This window comes from Acinetobacter sp. 226-1 (assembly GCF_030329325.1).
GTDB lineage: Bacteria > Pseudomonadota > Gammaproteobacteria > Pseudomonadales > Moraxellaceae > Acinetobacter > Acinetobacter sichuanensis.
Map to the genome: position 1 here is coordinate 187,232 of NZ_JACANU010000003.1, position 16,125 is coordinate 203,356.

General features: G+C 37.3%; 20 protein-coding genes. 9 read left to right on the forward strand and 11 right to left on the reverse strand.

Features of this window, described 5'->3' with window-relative positions; genetic code table 11:
* Positions 1 to 27 precede the first annotated feature (27 nt).
* From fimV to truA, 3 genes are all read left to right on the forward strand, one after another.
* Positions 28 to 1,419 carry a T4P machinery localization factor FimV gene (gene fimV / locus HX124_RS06920; RefSeq protein WP_286382773.1) on the forward strand — a complete coding sequence of 464 codons (1,392 nt, stop codon included), beginning with the start codon at positions 28 to 30 and terminating at the stop codon, positions 1,417 to 1,419.
* Positions 1,420 to 1,482: 63 nt separating this feature from the next.
* Positions 1,483 to 2,469 (forward strand): asparaginase domain-containing protein, encoded by a 987-nt coding sequence (locus HX124_RS06925; protein ID WP_286382774.1) that lies wholly within the window; start codon positions 1,483 to 1,485, stop codon positions 2,467 to 2,469.
* Between the two features lie 8 nt (positions 2,470 to 2,477).
* On the forward strand, positions 2,478 to 3,275 hold the full coding sequence (gene truA / locus HX124_RS06930) for a tRNA pseudouridine(38-40) synthase TruA (protein ID WP_286375978.1): 798 nt from the start codon (positions 2,478 to 2,480) through the stop codon (positions 3,273 to 3,275).
* Between the two features lie 97 nt (positions 3,276 to 3,372).
* Here the strand turns inward: truA and HX124_RS06935 are convergent, their stop codons facing one another.
* Together HX124_RS06935 and HX124_RS06940 are read right to left on the reverse strand one after the other, a co-directional pair.
* On the reverse strand, positions 3,373 to 3,993 hold the full coding sequence (locus HX124_RS06935) for an SMI1/KNR4 family protein (protein WP_286382775.1): 621 nt from the start codon (positions 3,991 to 3,993) through the stop codon (positions 3,373 to 3,375).
* Positions 3,994 to 4,095: 102 nt separating this feature from the next.
* The gene (locus HX124_RS06940; protein WP_107006836.1) at positions 4,096 to 5,106 is read right to left on the reverse strand and encodes an AraC family transcriptional regulator; all 1,011 of its coding nucleotides are present in this window, start codon (positions 5,104 to 5,106) and stop codon (positions 4,096 to 4,098) included.
* Between the two features lie 229 nt (positions 5,107 to 5,335).
* Here HX124_RS06940 and infA point away from each other — a divergent pair, with 229 nt between their 5' ends.
* Entirely contained in the window at positions 5,336 to 5,557 is a 222-nt protein-coding gene (infA, locus tag HX124_RS06945; protein WP_001284370.1) for a translation initiation factor IF-1, read from the forward strand.
* Positions 5,558 to 5,600: 43 nt separating this feature from the next.
* On the opposite strand, the gene HX124_RS06950 is transcribed toward infA, so the two are convergent.
* Positions 5,601 to 5,969: a lysozyme inhibitor LprI family protein gene (locus HX124_RS06950; protein ID WP_107006837.1), complete on the reverse strand. Its 369-nt coding sequence runs from the start codon at positions 5,967 to 5,969 to the stop codon at positions 5,601 to 5,603.
* Positions 5,970 to 6,122: 153 nt separating this feature from the next.
* Between HX124_RS06950 and HX124_RS06955 the strand changes: the two genes are divergently transcribed.
* On the forward strand, positions 6,123 to 6,497 hold the full coding sequence (locus tag HX124_RS06955) for a hypothetical protein (protein ID WP_286382777.1): 375 nt from the start codon (positions 6,123 to 6,125) through the stop codon (positions 6,495 to 6,497).
* A 205-nt stretch (positions 6,498 to 6,702) separates the two neighbouring features.
* Positions 6,703 to 7,014, forward strand: a complete 312-nt coding sequence (locus HX124_RS06960) for a hypothetical protein (RefSeq protein WP_107006838.1) — start codon at positions 6,703 to 6,705, stop codon at positions 7,012 to 7,014.
* Between the two features lie 73 nt (positions 7,015 to 7,087).
* On the opposite strand, the gene leuB is transcribed toward HX124_RS06960, so the two are convergent.
* The 5 genes from leuB to HX124_RS06985 all read right to left on the reverse strand — a co-directional run bounded on the left by leuB (position 7,088) and on the right by HX124_RS06985 (position 11,878).
* Complete coding sequence (leuB, locus tag HX124_RS06965; RefSeq protein ID WP_286382779.1) at positions 7,088 to 8,167, reverse strand: 3-isopropylmalate dehydrogenase; 1,080 nt, start codon at positions 8,165 to 8,167, stop codon at positions 7,088 to 7,090.
* Between the two features lie 45 nt (positions 8,168 to 8,212).
* Positions 8,213 to 8,776 carry a hypothetical protein gene (locus HX124_RS06970; RefSeq protein ID WP_286382782.1) on the reverse strand — a complete coding sequence of 188 codons (564 nt, stop codon included), beginning with the start codon at positions 8,774 to 8,776 and terminating at the stop codon, positions 8,213 to 8,215.
* A 92-nt stretch (positions 8,777 to 8,868) separates the two neighbouring features.
* Positions 8,869 to 9,519 carry a 3-isopropylmalate dehydratase small subunit gene (gene leuD, locus HX124_RS06975; RefSeq protein WP_107006841.1) on the reverse strand — a complete coding sequence of 217 codons (651 nt, stop codon included), beginning with the start codon at positions 9,517 to 9,519 and terminating at the stop codon, positions 8,869 to 8,871.
* A 115-nt stretch (positions 9,520 to 9,634) separates the two neighbouring features.
* Positions 9,635 to 11,068 carry a 3-isopropylmalate dehydratase large subunit gene (leuC, locus tag HX124_RS06980; RefSeq protein WP_286382783.1) on the reverse strand — a complete coding sequence of 478 codons (1,434 nt, stop codon included), beginning with the start codon at positions 11,066 to 11,068 and terminating at the stop codon, positions 9,635 to 9,637.
* Positions 11,069 to 11,305: 237 nt separating this feature from the next.
* Positions 11,306 to 11,878, reverse strand: coding sequence for a hypothetical protein (locus HX124_RS06985; RefSeq protein WP_286382785.1), 573 nt, complete (start codon positions 11,876 to 11,878; stop codon positions 11,306 to 11,308).
* 136 nt (positions 11,879 to 12,014) lie between these two features.
* Here HX124_RS06985 and HX124_RS06990 point away from each other — a divergent pair, with 136 nt between their 5' ends.
* A complete protein-coding gene (locus HX124_RS06990; protein WP_286382839.1) occupies positions 12,015 to 12,269 on the forward strand; it encodes a DUF2061 domain-containing protein in 255 nt (84 codons plus the stop codon).
* Between the two features lie 26 nt (positions 12,270 to 12,295).
* On the opposite strand, the gene HX124_RS06995 is transcribed toward HX124_RS06990, so the two are convergent.
* Positions 12,296 to 12,946, reverse strand: coding sequence for a UCP032817 domain-containing protein (locus tag HX124_RS06995; protein ID WP_286382788.1), 651 nt, complete (start codon positions 12,944 to 12,946; stop codon positions 12,296 to 12,298).
* Positions 12,947 to 13,386: 440 nt separating this feature from the next.
* Between HX124_RS06995 and HX124_RS07000 the strand changes: the two genes are divergently transcribed.
* Positions 13,387 to 14,244 (forward strand): LysR family transcriptional regulator, encoded by an 858-nt coding sequence (locus HX124_RS07000; RefSeq protein WP_107006845.1) that lies wholly within the window; start codon positions 13,387 to 13,389, stop codon positions 14,242 to 14,244.
* Positions 14,245 to 14,302: 58 nt separating this feature from the next.
* Here HX124_RS07000 and HX124_RS07005 read toward each other — a convergent pair whose 3' ends face one another.
* Together HX124_RS07005 and HX124_RS07010 are read right to left on the reverse strand one after the other, a co-directional pair.
* Positions 14,303 to 14,551, reverse strand: coding sequence for a DUF2789 family protein (locus tag HX124_RS07005; protein WP_107006846.1), 249 nt, complete (start codon positions 14,549 to 14,551; stop codon positions 14,303 to 14,305).
* A 202-nt stretch (positions 14,552 to 14,753) separates the two neighbouring features.
* Positions 14,754 to 15,404: an HAD family hydrolase gene (locus HX124_RS07010; RefSeq protein ID WP_286382791.1), complete on the reverse strand. Its 651-nt coding sequence runs from the start codon at positions 15,402 to 15,404 to the stop codon at positions 14,754 to 14,756.
* Positions 15,405 to 15,587: 183 nt separating this feature from the next.
* Here HX124_RS07010 and HX124_RS07015 point away from each other — a divergent pair, with 183 nt between their 5' ends.
* Positions 15,588 to 16,088, forward strand: coding sequence for an RNA pyrophosphohydrolase (locus HX124_RS07015; RefSeq protein ID WP_107006848.1), 501 nt, complete (start codon positions 15,588 to 15,590; stop codon positions 16,086 to 16,088).
* Positions 16,089 to 16,125: the final 37 nt, after the last annotated feature.

Below are 16,125 nucleotides of genomic sequence, written 5' to 3' on the forward strand. Positions count from 1 at the left end.
TTGGATACAATGAAGGGGTAACGGAACATGTTGTTGTATATCATTCCTTTTGTTTTACTATTGGTCGTCGCAATTGTTTTAAAAAAACGTGAAAGCAGCAATAACGATGCAGGCACTGGAAAAACAAATAAAGCCACCAATAAAAAAACTGCAAAAAAAAATGTTGCTAAAACTGCACGCTCAAGTCAAAGACAATCTACAGAAGTTGTAGAAACACCTGTTGTGGCTCAAGAAAAGTTTGTAGAAATTAGTTCAGACTTAAAACAAAAAATTGAAAATCTGATCAAAGAAAAAAACTACTCAGCCGCTGAAGCACAAATCAACCTCGCCCTAAATCAAGACAACCGTCAACATTCGCTATATCTTTATTTATTAGATATTCATTTAGCGCAAAAAGATGATTTTGCAGTTAACCAACTCATTCAATTTATTGGTAGTTTAGGTTTAGAGGATATTTTAAAACAAGCTGAAGAAAAAAGAGCGCTTGTTTCAACACAAAAGATTGATGCGATTGAGTTTGAACCCTCTACAACACCTGTTATTCCTGTGACTGCTGCACCAATTGAAAAAAGTCCCGTTTCTTCTGATGCTTTTGATTCACTGGTTGATGTTAAAACTCAGACAAATAACAGTTTTGATTTATTACAAAATGAATATAGTCCAAGTACAAAAACAGAGGCAGCGCCTACTACTTTAGATTTCACTCCAAGTTCAGCACCTACTATCGAAGTAGCACAACCGACTGAAGTATCTACAGAAGTTGCTGATTTAGACTTTACACTTGCACCAGTAGAAAAAAAGGACAGTGCAGAACAATCAACTGCTCATGAAGCATTAGATTTTTCATTTGGATTAGATACCACTACACCAAGCACACCTGAACCTGTTACTGAAAATACGGTAACAACAGATAGCACTCCACTTGAGTTTAGTTTTGATCTTAGCCCACAAACAACACCTACACCTGTAGCAGAAGCTAGTCCTCAAACTCCAGACCGTTCACCAACAGAAATGCTGACTGAATTCAAAATGGATTTTGATGCACCCACTCAAGAAGCACCAAGTGTTGAAGCAAGCTCGCCAACGCTTGAGTTTAAATTAGATCACACTAATCTTGAAGATAAACCTAGTTTTAGTTTTGATGCAGCAGAACCAAGTCCTGTAGAATTGGCACCGCAAACCATCGAAACCTTACATACAACTGATACACTTTCTTTCAGTACAGATGATCCTTTAACACAAGCATTTCCTGAGTTATTAGAAGTCAATGAACTTGCTTTAAATTTAGATCTTGCAGAACAATATATCGATCTGGGTGCATATGCTTCAGCACGTGAGATTCTTAGCCAAAATGCTGACCAGTTTTCACCTACACAACGTGAACAATCACAAAGTTTACTTAACCGCATAGCATCTTAAAATTATTCGTTTTAAGATAAAGCAGTCATTTATGGCTGCTTTTTTATTGTGAACTAGAGAATCATGAACACAAAAATTGCTTTGATTTATATGGGCGGAACCTTTGGATGCGTTGGTGAACCTTTAGCACCTATGCCAGAGGTGGAGTTTATCCCCAAACTACAACATATTTTGCCACCACAATTTAAAATTGAATGTTTTAAAGCACCCAATATTAAAGACAGCAGTGCCTGTACTGCTGTTGACTGGTTGAAGCTGATCCAACAGATTCAAACGCTACAACTGCAAAATTTCCAACATTTCGTTGTTATTCATGGTACAGATACCCTCAGTTATGCTGCTGCAACCTTGTCACATTTTTTAGGAGAATCTTGTCATGTGGTTATGACGGGTAGTCAGTATCCGCTTCTGAATATTCAAGGTGACGATACACGTGAATTTACTGATGCTGTCGACAACTTAAATACAGCACTTGAAGCTGTCAGCAAACTACCTGTCGGTGTCTATTTGGCTTTTTACCATCAAGTCGTACATGCCAGAACAGCACTCAAAGCCCACAGTACTGCACTTGATGCATTTCGTGGCTCTAAAGCCGATCAAGATATTCAAATGTTGCATTCTGTGATCAATGTCCAACTCAAACATATTGAAAAAGCACAGCATTTAAATATTGTGAATTGGATGATGGTTCCCATGGAACTTGCTCAATTCAATCAAAATCTGCAATCGCTGATTTCAAATGCACCGCATTTTTTAATTTTACAAGCGTATGGTGTAGGCAATCTTGCTGTAAATGCCTCAATCATTGAAAGCTTCAAAGCATTACAACAACAAGGCTGTCAAATTGTGCTTTCGACCCAAGTCCCACTGGGCGGAATGGATCAACGCTATGCCATCAGCCAATGGATCAAAGAATCTAAAGTTTTAATCAGTGATGCACTCAGCCAAGCCGATCTTTATGCCAAAATTCTAAAAATTTATTTACAATACCCAACTCCAGACCAGTGGCATACACATTGGTATGATCATTTTAATCATTCACCTGAATAGGGGTATTTATGCAACGCTTTGCAATTGGTATTGAGTTTTGTGGCATTCGATATAAAGGTTGGCAAACTCAACAGCCTGGCGTACGCAGTATTCAGGAAACAATGGAAAAAGTGCTGAGCACCATTGCAGATGAAAAGATCATTTTGCATGGCGCAGGTCGTACTGATGCAGGCGTGCATGCGACCAATATGGTGGCGCATTTTGATACCAACGCAATTCGCCCGATGCGTGGTTGGTTGATGGGGGCAAATAGCCAATTACCTAAAGATATTTCGATCCAATGGATCAAAGAGATGGATCATGACTTTCATGCGCGTTTTAAAGCGCAAGCACGTCGTTATCGCTATGTGGTGTATCAATCAGCGAACCGACCTGCACTCTTGCATAAACAAGTCACTCACGCTTTTTATCCACTGGATGTCGATAAAATGATTGAGGCTGCGAAAAAGTTCGAAGGTACACATAACTTTGAAAGCTTCCGTGCAGCAGCATGCCAGTCTAATCAACCCATACGCCATGTCAGACACTGCCGTTTGATTCGTCACGGCAACTATCTTGTTCTCGATATCAAGGCAGATGGTTTCTTACATCACATGGTTCGTAATATTATGGGTTGCTTATTAGAAGTCGGTAAAGGCATGTATGAAATCGACCATATCGATGAAATATTTGCTGCCGAAGATCGTAAAGCCGCAGGAATTACAGCACCACCTGATGGCTTATACTTTATTCATGCCGATTACCCTGAACAGTTTGAACTCCCTCAAATGCCTTTAGGACCACATTGGCTGAATATGCCTGAGTAATATCACGAACCGTTTTTAATCCTCCTTACTTAGAAAGTCTGTTTTTATCTTTTAAAGGAGGATTAAATCAACATCATTTTACAACAATATTTTCGATTTACTTCACCGCCGCCTCATGTAAAGACTGATCTAACCAACGCTCATACCAGTTTAAAAAAGTGATGCGCTCACGATTACCCAGCTCTTGCGAAGGATAAATACCACCATCATTGGCACGATCATCTGTCCATATATGACCATACTCTGCCCCATTCACCACAAGATTTAAACTTACACCGCAGCCATAATTACAAATTGCAATTACACCATCCATTTGATGTTGATGAAATTCAAAATACTGTCGTTCAAATTCTTGTTCATCATCTTCATCACAATTGGCATTAAACGCTTCATTCCACGCTTTTTGATGTGGAAAAGGCAAATCGGGATGCAGTAACTGCGCTGAGTTTGGTCGATCTAAATCGACAAAAAGAACATGCTCAAATGGCTCAAGCCCTAAAAAAGGACCTGCACCACCATTACCAATATGCATTAAAAACTGGACATATTCATCTGGTAAATGGATACCATATCGCTGCTCAAACTGTTGAATAAGCTCAAGTGATACAGGTGGATTTAACTGATATTGGTGCCTTTTAGCACCGAATAAATCTAAATGAGAATCTTGGATTTTCAACTGTGCTAACTTTTGTTGAATGCGTTGTAATTGTTCATGCATTTCTTATTCTCAAAAAATAATCAATTTATAATGATATAGATACAATTAAAAAGCCTCGAATTTTACAACTCGAAGCTTTTGCTCACTGAAATTTAGAAGATATTAACGCTGCTTACGCTTTCTATATTCTACTGGTGTTTCATTGGTCCAACGTTTAAATGCACGATAGAACGTACTCGGTTCAGAAAAACCTGTTAAATAAACAATTCTCTCAACGCTTTCAGTGGTATTTGCCAAAAGTTTCTTCGCCAAACGACAACGATAATCCGACAAGATTTGCTGAAAACTGGTATTTGCTTCAGAAAGCTGTGTACGCAAACGACGCGGTGTAATATTTAACTGTGCGGCAACCGTTTCTAGTGTTGTTTCACCACTTTCTAAAGTTGAACCTATCGCACGGCGTACTTCACCAACCAAATCATAACGTGCTAACTCTTGGAGTTTTTCAATGGCTAGCTGTTCATGTAACTGCAACAGTTCAGGTTCAGCTTGCCACAATGGATACTCCAAAATGGACGGATCGAAATACAAACGCGTTTCTTTTTGCCCTAAACTCACTGGACAGCCATATACCCGAAAGTATTCATCATCTGGCGCACCTTGAGCAAAGTTAAAATCAATATAGATCGGCTCAAAGCGCCCTTCTGTAATAAATTTAAAAAAGCGTAAAATGCCTGAAATCGCACATTCAGAAAAATGACGATTGACAATATTTTCACCCCATGGCTGTTCACCATTAGTGAGATAACAACGCCCCTCATCATCAATGATGAGTTTGGCATGAAATGCATCACTAATTAAACGCTGATAAGCCAACGCTCGTTTTAACCCTTCACCAAAGTTTTCACTAGAAATAAAGAGATGTTCAATGACTTGCCCACGATAAAGTGGTAAGTGCTCACCTAAGTGTAGACCAATATCGGGATCACGACTGACTTCCTCTGCTGCAATCCAAAAAGCATATTGCGCACTTAAAGGTGTACGTGCATTTTGATCGATTTGATTTAATGCCACACCTGCTTTTGATAATAGTTCTTCAGTTGGCAATCCCGCACGACGAATCGCTTGATAGCCTAATCGCAAAACAACCGAAGCATCAGTTAGCTGACTCACGCAGTGCCCTTCCTTGTATCTTATTCATTTATACTTAAAAACATCGTTTTTAGATTACAGTCGATTGACCAAACTGACAACATGTATAAGCAACTTTTTGTTGAAAAAATTTATTTCTTTGTTCGCCTATTTTGACTACATTTGCAATGCTATCTCCTGCCTACATCTTGTTTTTTTCTAAAATTCTGCCTATAATTTGCGCCTTTCCAATTTGATCATCAGGTAGGCTATGGCCAATAAAGAGGAACTTATCGAGTTCGAAGGCGTTGTCACCGAAACGCTTCCTAATACTATGTTCCGTGTACGTTTAGAAAACGGTCACGAAGTGATTGCACACATTTCTGGTAAAATGCGTAAACACTATATTCGTATTTTAACTGGCGACAGTGTAAAAGTGGAAATGACTCCATATGACTTAACTAAAGGTCGTATTACATATCGTGCACGCTAAGTTTTAGCAAGCAAAAAGCCACCATTGTGGCTTTTTTAATGTTTTAATTCAGCGTACTATTTTTACAACCCACTGTATCACACTCACGGATTCGCTCTCTTAACCAAGCATTGCGTTCCTGTGTTTTCTCTAAATTACAGTTCACAAAAACTGTACGCTCTGCTTCATCTGAACATTGTGCATCACGCTCTTTAATCCAAGAAACTTGAGAACGTTTCAAAATTGTTTTTTGATTCGTTGTGAGTTTACTTCTGAGCAATTGATAATTTTTATTTAACTCAGCATCTGCGCTAGCATAAATTTTATTACTACAATAAATATCGTCATAAGCATTACGTGCATTGTCACAATTATCTGCAAATGCAAAACTTGACAGGCACATCATACCCAAACCTAGCCAAATCTTTTTCATTGTCTAATCCTTATCATGTTTGATTTTTGTTTTTCATGTTGTCTAACCAATTATCTAATTTATCAATCAAACAACACTACATCATGAAAATTTTTACTACACTCACAAGGAATGTCAATATCAATCGTGTGTTGACCATGAGGGAGAATATTCATGAAAAAAATCATGTTTTGTGTCGGGCTTTGCTCTCTAGGATTGAGCTTAACAGCCTGTCAAACTGAGCTTAATCGCCCTTATGACCTCAATGCGTATTTACATAACTTTCTTGGTCAACCTAGTCAAAGTATCCAAGATAACTTAAATTTTAAAAAATTAGGCTATCAGAGCAAATCACCCCAAATAACTGAATCACAAATAATTTATACTATTTACCGCCCTTTAAATATTCCAATGCCACAGGGTGATGTAGGTCTAGGCAAAGTGCAATCTGGTGCAAGTAGTTATGATATTAATTTTCAATGTAAAATCATTTTTGAGTTAGAACAGAATATTGCAAAAGCTGTAAATTATTCAGGACGAGCATGTTAACTCTCTTATTCCCTTTAAAACTTGTATTTTTATTGCGAAATACAATGACTTTATTTAACTGAATAAAATTATACTTACATCTCGATAACATTTTAGACAACTTAAATAAAAAATGAGAATTCACAATACCTTATTATGCTTATTTGTTAGCACAGGATTACTCTGTGCTTGCTCAACAGTCCATCAAAAGCGTAACCAAACGTTAATGCAAAAGTTAAATACTTATCAAGGGCTGAGTGCTGAAGAAGTACAGCAGCAAATCAATTTAAAAGATATTGGTATTCAACTAAAATCACCACCTAAAATCAATGAACAACAGCTTGTATATACTTTTGAACGTCGTGTTTATACGGCTATGTCATCTCAACTTCCTATTGCGGATGCACGAGGACGCTTTATTCCAATGCAAATGGGAGGTTCAAGTGAAACCTACGCCAACCAGATGTCCTGTCATATCATTTTCAAATTAAAACAACAACATGTCACCGCAATTCAACTTAAAGGTCGTGCTTGTTAATTTGCCTTTTTTCCTTAAATGGGCATAAAAAACGCAGCCTAAGCTGCGTTTACATGACATCTAAAATAAAATATTAAGCGAGTGCCGCAACAACTGCATCACCCATTTCAATTGTACCGACTTTATTCATGCCTTCTGACATGATATCCCCTGTACGTAAACCTTGATCTAATACATTACCTACTGCATCTTCAATGGCTTTAGCAGCAGTTTCTTCACGGAAAGTATAGCGCAGCATCATTGCAACAGACAAAATGGTTGCAAGTGGATTCGCCACGTTTTGACCTGCGATATCTGGCGCCGAACCATGACATGGCTCATACATCCCTTTACCATTTTCATCCAAAGATGCTGATGGCAACATACCGATTGAACCCGTTAACATTGCAGCTTCATCAGATAAAATATCACCAAACAAATTACCCGTTACAATGACATCAAACTGTTTTGGTGCACGTACCAACTGCATTGCAGCATTGTCGACATACATATGTGACAAATTAATTTCTGGATATTGCTCTTCTTTTAAAGCAGTTACAGTTTGTTTCCAAAGCTCAGTGACTTCTAAAACATTGGCTTTATCGACTGAACAAACTTTACCACCACGTAAACTTGCCATTTCAAAAGCAACTTTAGCAATACGTTTAATTTCAGATTCTGCATAAACGTCAGTGTTATAGCCTTGCTTTTCGCCATTTTCTAACTCACGAATACCACGTGGTTGACCAAAGTAAATACCACCTGTTAACTCACGAACAATGAGAATGTCTAAACCAGAAACAATTTCAGGCTTTAGACTTGAAGCATCAGCAAGTTGTGGATAAAGAATAGCAGGACGTAAATTTGCGAATAAATTCAATTCACTGCGGATTTTTAACAAGCCACGTTCAGGACGAATTGAACGCTCAATCGTATCCCATTTTGGACCACCAACTGCACCTAACAAAATTGCATCGGCTTTTTTTGCTTGCTCAGCAGTAACAGCAGGATACGGTTCGCCATGTGCATCAATGGCTGAACCACCCAAAAAACCATGTTCCCAAGTTAAACCTAAATTAAATTTTTCATTGACATGATTTAAGACTTTTTCTGCAGCAGCAACAATTTCAGGACCAATCCCATCACCAGCCAAGATCAAAATTTGTTTAGACATTTGTGTTTCCATTTATATTGTTGGCAGCCATACTGCCAAGTAAGTTTAAATTTTTTGCTCTATATATTCGCTTAAACCAGTTTCTGCATTATAGGGGCGACAAAAACGACGAATCACTTTTTGCCCTTGCAACATGTCCACACATAAAGGTGACGGAGCTGAAACATTCAACAAACTCCCTGAGCTTTCTGATCGTTTTCGATACATTTTAAAGGTGTAATGCTGATTTGCTTTAAAACGATGAATAACATGGAAAACTTCTGCATGTTGTTGAGATATAGGATAAAAACGAATTACCAATTCATATTGATTTGCAGGTACTGTCAAATAAAGTGAAGTTTTTTCACTCTCTTTTTTTGACAATTTTAAATAACCTTGTTTAATCGCAACAGGATTAATACGATGTGTATCCGCATCAATTAATACCATATTACCGAGACGACCAAACTCACAACTTTCCGCTCCTGTACAATAAAGCGTGACATTATTCAGCGGATTGTGAGGCTTATTTTCCGCTGTTTTAACGCGTAAAATATCAGTTGTCTGACAAGCGCTGAGTGCTAAACTCAGCACACCTATCATGATGCGATAATCAAAGACCTTAATCATTGTTTTGGTCCAACCCTAGTCACCTAAAACATTCATTTTTTTATGCTTCATATGTTAACAAGAGTTGAACTTTCACGCTATCTCTTATCTAACTAAGCTTGAATTTCAGCAAAAACCCAAGGACGTGCTTGTTTGGTCTTTTCTTCATACGCACGAATGTCATCTTGCGCCTGTAAAGTTAAACCAATGTCATCCAAGCCGTTCAATAAACAGTGTTTACGGAATGGATCAACTTCAAATTTAAATGCTTCACCATTTGGTGTACGTACTTCTTGCGCTTCCAAATCAATGGTCAACTGATAACCTTCATTGGCAAAACATTCTTTGAATAATTGATCGACAATTTCCTCAGACAAAATGACAGGTAACATGCCATTTTTAAAACTGTTATTAAAGAAAATGTCTGCATAGCTTGGTGCAATTACGGTACGGAAACCATATTCTTCCAACGCCCACGGCGCATGCTCACGACTTGAACCACAACCAAAATTGGCACGTGAAATCAAGATTGAAGCACCTTGATAACGTGGCTGATTCAAAGCGAAATCAGGATTTTTAGGACGTTTGGAAATATCTTGTCCCAAATAGCCTTCATCTAAATAACGCAATTCATCAAATAAGTTATCACCAAAACCTGTACGTTTGATCGACTTCAAAAACTGTTTTGGAATAATTAAATCTGTATCAACATTGGCACGGTCTAATGGTGCAACGATACCTTGTTCAACGGTATATTTTTTCATTTTTAATTCCTGAAAAATATCATCACTTTAAATCTCCCCTACCCCCTCTTTAATAAAGAGGAGAACTTCTCCCTTTTACAAAAGGTGAAAAGCTTTGCTTCGCAAGAGGGGGATTTTAGAAACTGCGTACATCCACAAAATGACCTGCGATTGCTGCTGCCGCCGCCATGGCTGGACTCACCAAATGGGTACGACCACCATTGCCCTGACGACCTTCAAAGTTACGGTTTGAGGTCGATGCACAATGCTCACCCGGTTGTAATTTGTCAGCATTCATTGCCAAACACATTGAACAACCTGGTTCACGCCATTCGAATCCTGCTTCGATCAGGATTTTATCCAGACCTTCAGCTTCAGCTTGTGCTTTAACTAAACCCGAACCCGGCACAACCATCGCTTGTTTAATACTTGAAGCGACTTTCTTACCTTTCGCAACTTCAGCCGCAGCACGAATATCTTCAATGCGTGAGTTGGTGCAAGAACCAATAAATACACGGTCTAATTGGATATCTGCCAAAGCCTGACCTGCATTTAAGCCCATATAGCTATAAGCACGTGTCCAGTCATTACGTTGTACATCATCTTTAGCTTGTTCTAATGTTGGCACAGCTTGAGAAACAGGAATCACCATTTCAGGAGAAGTTCCCCAAGACACTTGTGGCTCAATCTCTTCGCCTTGTAAAACGACAACAGTATCGAAATGTGCATCTTCATCAGAAACTAAAGTATTCCAATAAGCGACCGCAGCATCCCATTGTTCGCCTTTTGGTGCATATGGACGATCTTTGACATATTCAATGGTTTTATCATCGACAGCGACCATACCAACACGCGCACCACCTTCGATTGCCATATTACATACAGTCATACGACCTTCGATTGACATATCACGGAACACTTGACCACCGAATTCAATCGCATGACCTGTACCACCCGCTGTGCCGATTTTACCAATGATTGCTAATACCACATCTTTTGGTGTTACACCTTGACCTAACTTGCCATCAACACGGACAAGCATGTTCTTCATTTTCTTTTGAACTAAGCACTGGGTTGCCAATACATGTTCAACTTCTGAAGTTCCAATACCATGTGCCAAACAACCAAATGCACCATGCGTTGCAGTATGTGAGTCACCACATACCACAGTCATTCCTGGTAAAGTTAAACCTTGCTCAGGTCCTACAACGTGTGCAATGCCTTGACGGACATCATTGATGTCAAACTGAACTACATTAAAGGTTTTACAGTTGTCATCTAAAGTTTGTACTTGGATACGTGAAGTATCATCTTCGATCCCTGCAATACCTTCAGAACGTTCTTTACTTGAAGTTGGAACATTATGGTCAGGTGTTGCAACGTTGGCACTTAAACGCCAAGGTGTACGACCTGCAAGTTGCAAGCCTTCAAACGCTTGAGGCGACGTTACTTCATGCAATAAATGACGGTCAATATAAAGAAGTGAAGAGCCATCATCTCGTTGTTTTACTAAGTGGTCATCCCACAATTTATCATACAATGTTTTTGCTTTTTGGTTTTCGCCTGCCATGTCGAGGTGCTCCACTGGACTGGGTAATTCTTTCATTAACTTCGATTATAACCACGTTTTCACATAAATCTAATTTATCATTTTTATTAATTTAAAAACTTTTAAGAATGATTTAAATCTATTGAATATTGTTAAAAATATCCACTCACTATTCAATCTAGCAGTTTTAAATCAATAACAAACTCTTGCATCCGATAAAAATATTTCGGTTTTTCTAATTGTCGCTTGCTCAAACCATCAAACATAGGCATAGAAAACATGCGTTGATTCAGGGATTTTAAAATAACGATCTTTTTTCAATTTTGCAGGATGAAAGAAATACAATGTAACACTTCCTATTAAAGTCAAAAGAATCACTTGGCGATAATCAAATTCATGACCTTGTAAGCCATAAAGCAAGCTCGTCACAACTAATGCAAAAATTAAAATAGCAAGCAGGGACTTTTCTAAAAAAGTTTTAAAATCGATGAGTTGTGTAGAAGTATGTAAACGAGGATCAATATAAAGAATCTGATTTGAAGTTTTTAAAGCCAGAAGTTGTCCTTTTTTTACATCTTCTGGCATAAAAATCACCGCTTCTACAGGTTCATTTTCTTTAAAACTTAATTTTGTAAAACAACCATCTAGTTCAATTCCATCAATCATTGTGTGAAAATAATTGACGTCAAATTCAGGGGTTCCGTGTTTATACGCATGTTTATAAATATTCCAAGATAAGCATGCTTTATGTGTGATTTGAATCTGCTGAATTGTTCCTGATATTTGATATACATCATTTTTTTGTGCTGTGATATTGATCTCATTCAACATACTTCTATTCACTTTCTTTCTTATTCTCAAACTATAGCGGATATATTCACAAAACCAATCATCACAAATTAAAAATTCTCTTTTACATTTCAAATGATAATGATTATTATTTATTTAAGTTAAAACATTAGTGGTGATTCTCATGGCTCGTATTCAAAATTTTGTACAAACCAATCAGCGTATTTTCAAAAAAACCTTAAGCTATTACATCATGCATATTACCGTTGCAATGTTAGTTGCCTATATGGTGACAGGTAATTTATGGATGGCGATCACGTTGAGCTTGCTTGAACCTACTGTACAAGCTTTTGCATTCTTCTTTCATGAAAAAATCTGGAATAAAAAAGACCAAGCTGCTTTAGCATCACAAAAAACGACCGTTGATGCTTAAAAATTAAAACCAAAAGTTGTGGCAACTTAATCACCACCTCCGCCACAGCTACTACACGAAGAATCAGAACTCGAACCACTATCTAAATTTGAACTCCCCTCATGATCTGAACAAGAGTGAGTTGTACGACTCGATGACCCTGAACAGGATGATGAACAAGCTGTCGTACCTGATGAACATGAACTATCGGTAGGGACAGGCATGTGTGAACTGACCGTCAAGAGTTGAACATACATAGCAATGAGTAAAGGTAATTTAAAATAAATACCATTTTCCCATTTTACCTGCGTATCAACTTGAAATAGACGTGGGAGAATTGACGTATTTTTCGGATTTAAATGCTGAATCTGACAAGCCGCTTGCCATGTATTCATGAGTTGTTGCTGTTGCGCTGCTTTTTGCATTCGTGTTGGCTGAGGGGCATGTGGTTGATGTTTAAGTTCATAACCCAAAGTATTTTGACATATCAAAAAATAAAAACCTTGAAACTCTTCAATCAAAAGATGCCACAACGCATCGACAGCATGTGAAGGCATGGCATAAGCCTTTTTCTGCCATAAATGTAAGGCAAAATAATCTTTAAACCCTTCTTCAATCTTCACTTTTGAAGACAAACTCACATTTGGATGACGCCGATAAAAAGCCTGCCAAATATAATCAGGAATTTGTATTGCCATTAATTTTTTTAATTTTTGCTGATGTTGTATGCGTATAAGCGCCCAAAAAAATACAAAAATAATGCTAAAAATCAGGAAAAAATAAAGATTAAAATAATAGAGAAACATACTGCCCAATAACAGTAAAATAAAGCTATAAATCAAAAATCTATCCCAAGAAAACTTAAAGACATTTCGGTCAAATGTTCTAAAATGCTTTAAAAAATGATGATGTTGTTTATACAAATACAAGCTACCTTTTTATTGTTTTTATCGTATTCAATATAAATAAGTATCCTATTTTTTGTACAGCGAAAAGTTGTATGCAAATTTTTCTTAAAGAATAAAAAAACTCAGTAAATTTATTCGTCCTTTAAAAAAAGTAAAAATTGCTTTGATTAATTCTTAAAATTTCTGAATAATGAATTACGCATAAAAATTCTTTATGGATGGAAATTATCATGAATCTTGCTGCCTTTGAAGCTTTTGTAAAAGTAATGGAAACTGGGTCTATTTCGATGGCAGCAGAACAACTGTTTATTACCCAACCTGCCGTCACCAAACGAATACATAGCTTAGAAGATTATTTTGGTGTCAAACTTTTTGAGTCCGCAGGTCGTGGCGTACAAGCAACTCATGCCGCTAACTCATTGCTTCCTAAAGTTAAAAATTGGTTAAATGAACTAGGTGATATTCATCACACGCTCAGTCACGAACAAGGGCAAGTACAAGGGAAGTTAAAAATTGGCACGAGCCATCATATTGGTTTGCATCACTTGCCTATACATCTCAAAAAATATGTACAAGATTTTCCAAATGTGACTTTAGATGTGCATTTTGTAGACTCAGAACAAGCACATGAACAAGTCTTAGCAGGTGACTTAGAACTTGCCTTTCTCACTTTACCGCCACAAGGTGATGAACGCCTAAAATATGTGAAAATTTGGAATGACCCTTTGGTTTTTGTCGTTGCACCATTTCATCCTTTAGCACAAAAAGAAAATCTAACACTTGAAGACTTAATTGAATATTCAAGTTTAATTCCTGCTTCCCAAACATATACCAGTCAAATCACTTTAGCTGAGTTTGAAAAACAAGGATTAAAACCAAAAATTACCATGAGTAATAACACACTGGAAGCCATTCGTATGCTTGTATCCATAGGTTTAGGTTGGTCTGTACTCCCTAAAACTTTATTAAACCCTGACCTTAAACAGCTTGATATACCTGTCAATATGTATCGCCAATTAGGGATGGTTTGGCATCCTGCACGTAGTCAATCTCGTGCCGTTTTAGAACTCATTGATATGATGAAATAAATAAAAAAGCTCTCCTACATTTTATTGAGGAGAGCTTTTTTTTAAATGAATGAATCATTTAGTTTTGTTTTACTGAATCTTCATGTAATGATTCATTTAACTGATCAACAATCGTTGCCCATTCACCGTCTGAACTGAGTTTTTCAGCTAAAAATTGACGTTGTGATTCTGTCCAAATATTCGCTTGTACAATGCTTGTTTCTGCATCTAACTGATGTGTTTCAATAAATTTTGAAATTCCTGCTTCACTTGAATCTAAGCCAAGTTGTTCAAATAAATTGGTCATTCTTGGACGTGTTTGGCTCATTTTATTTTCTCCAAATAGTTTTAAAACTTCTCATTTCAACATAACATTTTTAATTTTAAAGTGAAGTATCAAATCTTAAATATATGAAAATATTTACAAAGTTAAGACATAGACGCGATATACTCACAATGTTGATTATTTGCAAAATATGACTAATAAAAAACAGCACCGAAGTGCTGTCATTCATCTAAGTTAAAACCAATCAAATCGACCAGTCTTGAATTTCCCAACCCTGTTCTTTGGCTAAAACTTCTAAGCGATCATCAGGATTGATGGCAAAAGCATGATCAGCATATTCTAATAAAAAACGGTCATTGATCGAGTCTGAATATGCCCAAGATTCAGTGACATCGCGTCCTTCTAACCATTGATCTAAACGTGCCAATTTACCCTTTTGATAACACGGAATATTGATGACTTTTCCCGTGTATTTTCCATCTTTTACTTCAGCATTAGTGGCAATAATTTCCGTGATTCCAAACTCACGAAAAATCGGTGCAGTAATAAAGTCCGAAGTTGCCGTAATCCCAACCAACTCATGCCCTGCTTCTTTATGTCTTTGAATTGCTTCAAAACCTTGAGGGCGCATTTGTGGGCGAATGACTTTTTGCATAAATAACTGGTGCAACTCGGTCAAATAATCATGGTTATGTTGTGTTAAAAACTCAAAAACAAATTCATTATAAGCAATTGGGTCGAGCTGCCCTGCTTTATAATCTTCATAAAATTTATCGTTCATTGCTCGGTGTCGAATCGGGTCAACCAAGCCTTCATTGACTAAAAACTCACCCCAAGAATGGTCAGAGTCGGTATTTAATAAGGTGTGATCTAGGTCAAACAACGCCAATTTCATGAAAATACTCGTGCAAACTGAAATTTAAGAAAAAAAATGTAAATCTATCTCCGCTTGTCGATAGAAATTCGTTAAGATCATAGCAATTTTACAACATTATTACTTTGACTTTGTCGAGTTGGATAAAAAACTAAATATCCCCATATACAAAGTCAATGAAATTCACAATTTTTAGGTAGCCAAATGATCGATTCAGAAGGTTTCCGACCCAACGTCGGGATCATTTTGGCAAATGATATTGGACAAGTCTTATGGGCAAAGCGCATTGGTCACAATGCATGGCAATTTCCTCAAGGAGGTATCCAGTTTGGAGAAACTCCTGAACAAGCACTTTTTAGAGAACTTCATGAGGAAGTGGGTCTCTTACCTGAGCATGTCCAAATAATTGCGCAAACCGAGGGTTGGCTGCATTATCGTTTGCCACTTCGATACATTAGATCGGACTCCGATCCTGTATGTATTGGACAAAAGCAAAAATGGTTTTTATTAAAATTGGTAGCATCAACGAAACATATTCAGTTGAATCTATCTGATCCACCAGAGTTTGATCAATGGCAATGGGTCAGCTATTGGTATCCACTTGGACAAGTGGTGAATTTTAAACGTGATGTTTATCGTAAAGCAATGATGGAGTTGTGTATGCAAATGCCACAGTATTCACCTGAAAATGCCATAAAAATGTAAATGATTTTTCAGAGAGGTACTGCTATAAATAATGGGT

Coding starts and splice junctions, on each gene's coding strand:
- fimV (WP_286382773.1), top strand. CDS start 28: ATGTTGTTGTATATCATTCCTTTTGTTTTACTATTGGTCGTCGCAATT.
- HX124_RS06925 (WP_286382774.1), top strand. CDS start 1,483: ATGAACACAAAAATTGCTTTGATTTATATGGGCGGAACCTTTGGATGC.
- truA (WP_286375978.1), top strand. CDS start 2,478: ATGCAACGCTTTGCAATTGGTATTGAGTTTTGTGGCATTCGATATAAA.
- HX124_RS06935 (WP_286382775.1), bottom strand. CDS start 3,993: ATGCATGAACAATTACAACGCATTCAACAAAAGTTAGCACAGTTGAAA.
- infA (WP_001284370.1), top strand. CDS start 5,336: ATGGCCAATAAAGAGGAACTTATCGAGTTCGAAGGCGTTGTCACCGAA.
- HX124_RS06950 (WP_107006837.1), bottom strand. CDS start 5,969: ATGAAAAAGATTTGGCTAGGTTTGGGTATGATGTGCCTGTCAAGTTTT.
- HX124_RS06955 (WP_286382777.1), top strand. CDS start 6,123: ATGAAAAAAATCATGTTTTGTGTCGGGCTTTGCTCTCTAGGATTGAGC.
- HX124_RS06960 (WP_107006838.1), top strand. CDS start 6,703: ATGCAAAAGTTAAATACTTATCAAGGGCTGAGTGCTGAAGAAGTACAG.
- leuB (WP_286382779.1), bottom strand. CDS start 8,167: ATGTCTAAACAAATTTTGATCTTGGCTGGTGATGGGATTGGTCCTGAA.
- HX124_RS06970 (WP_286382782.1), bottom strand. CDS start 8,776: ATGATTAAGGTCTTTGATTATCGCATCATGATAGGTGTGCTGAGTTTA.
- leuD (WP_107006841.1), bottom strand. CDS start 9,519: ATGAAAAAATATACCGTTGAACAAGGTATCGTTGCACCATTAGACCGT.
- leuC (WP_286382783.1), bottom strand. CDS start 11,068: ATGGCAGGCGAAAACCAAAAAGCAAAAACATTGTATGATAAATTGTGG.
- HX124_RS06985 (WP_286382785.1), bottom strand. CDS start 11,878: ATGTTGAATGAGATCAATATCACAGCACAAAAAAATGATGTATATCAA.
- HX124_RS06995 (WP_286382788.1), bottom strand. CDS start 12,946: ATGGCAATACAAATTCCTGATTATATTTGGCAGGCTTTTTATCGGCGT.
- HX124_RS07000 (WP_107006845.1), top strand. CDS start 13,387: ATGAATCTTGCTGCCTTTGAAGCTTTTGTAAAAGTAATGGAAACTGGG.
- HX124_RS07005 (WP_107006846.1), bottom strand. CDS start 14,551: ATGAGCCAAACACGTCCAAGAATGACCAATTTATTTGAACAACTTGGC.
- HX124_RS07010 (WP_286382791.1), bottom strand. CDS start 15,404: ATGAAATTGGCGTTGTTTGACCTAGATCACACCTTATTAAATACCGAC.
- HX124_RS07015 (WP_107006848.1), top strand. CDS start 15,588: ATGATCGATTCAGAAGGTTTCCGACCCAACGTCGGGATCATTTTGGCA.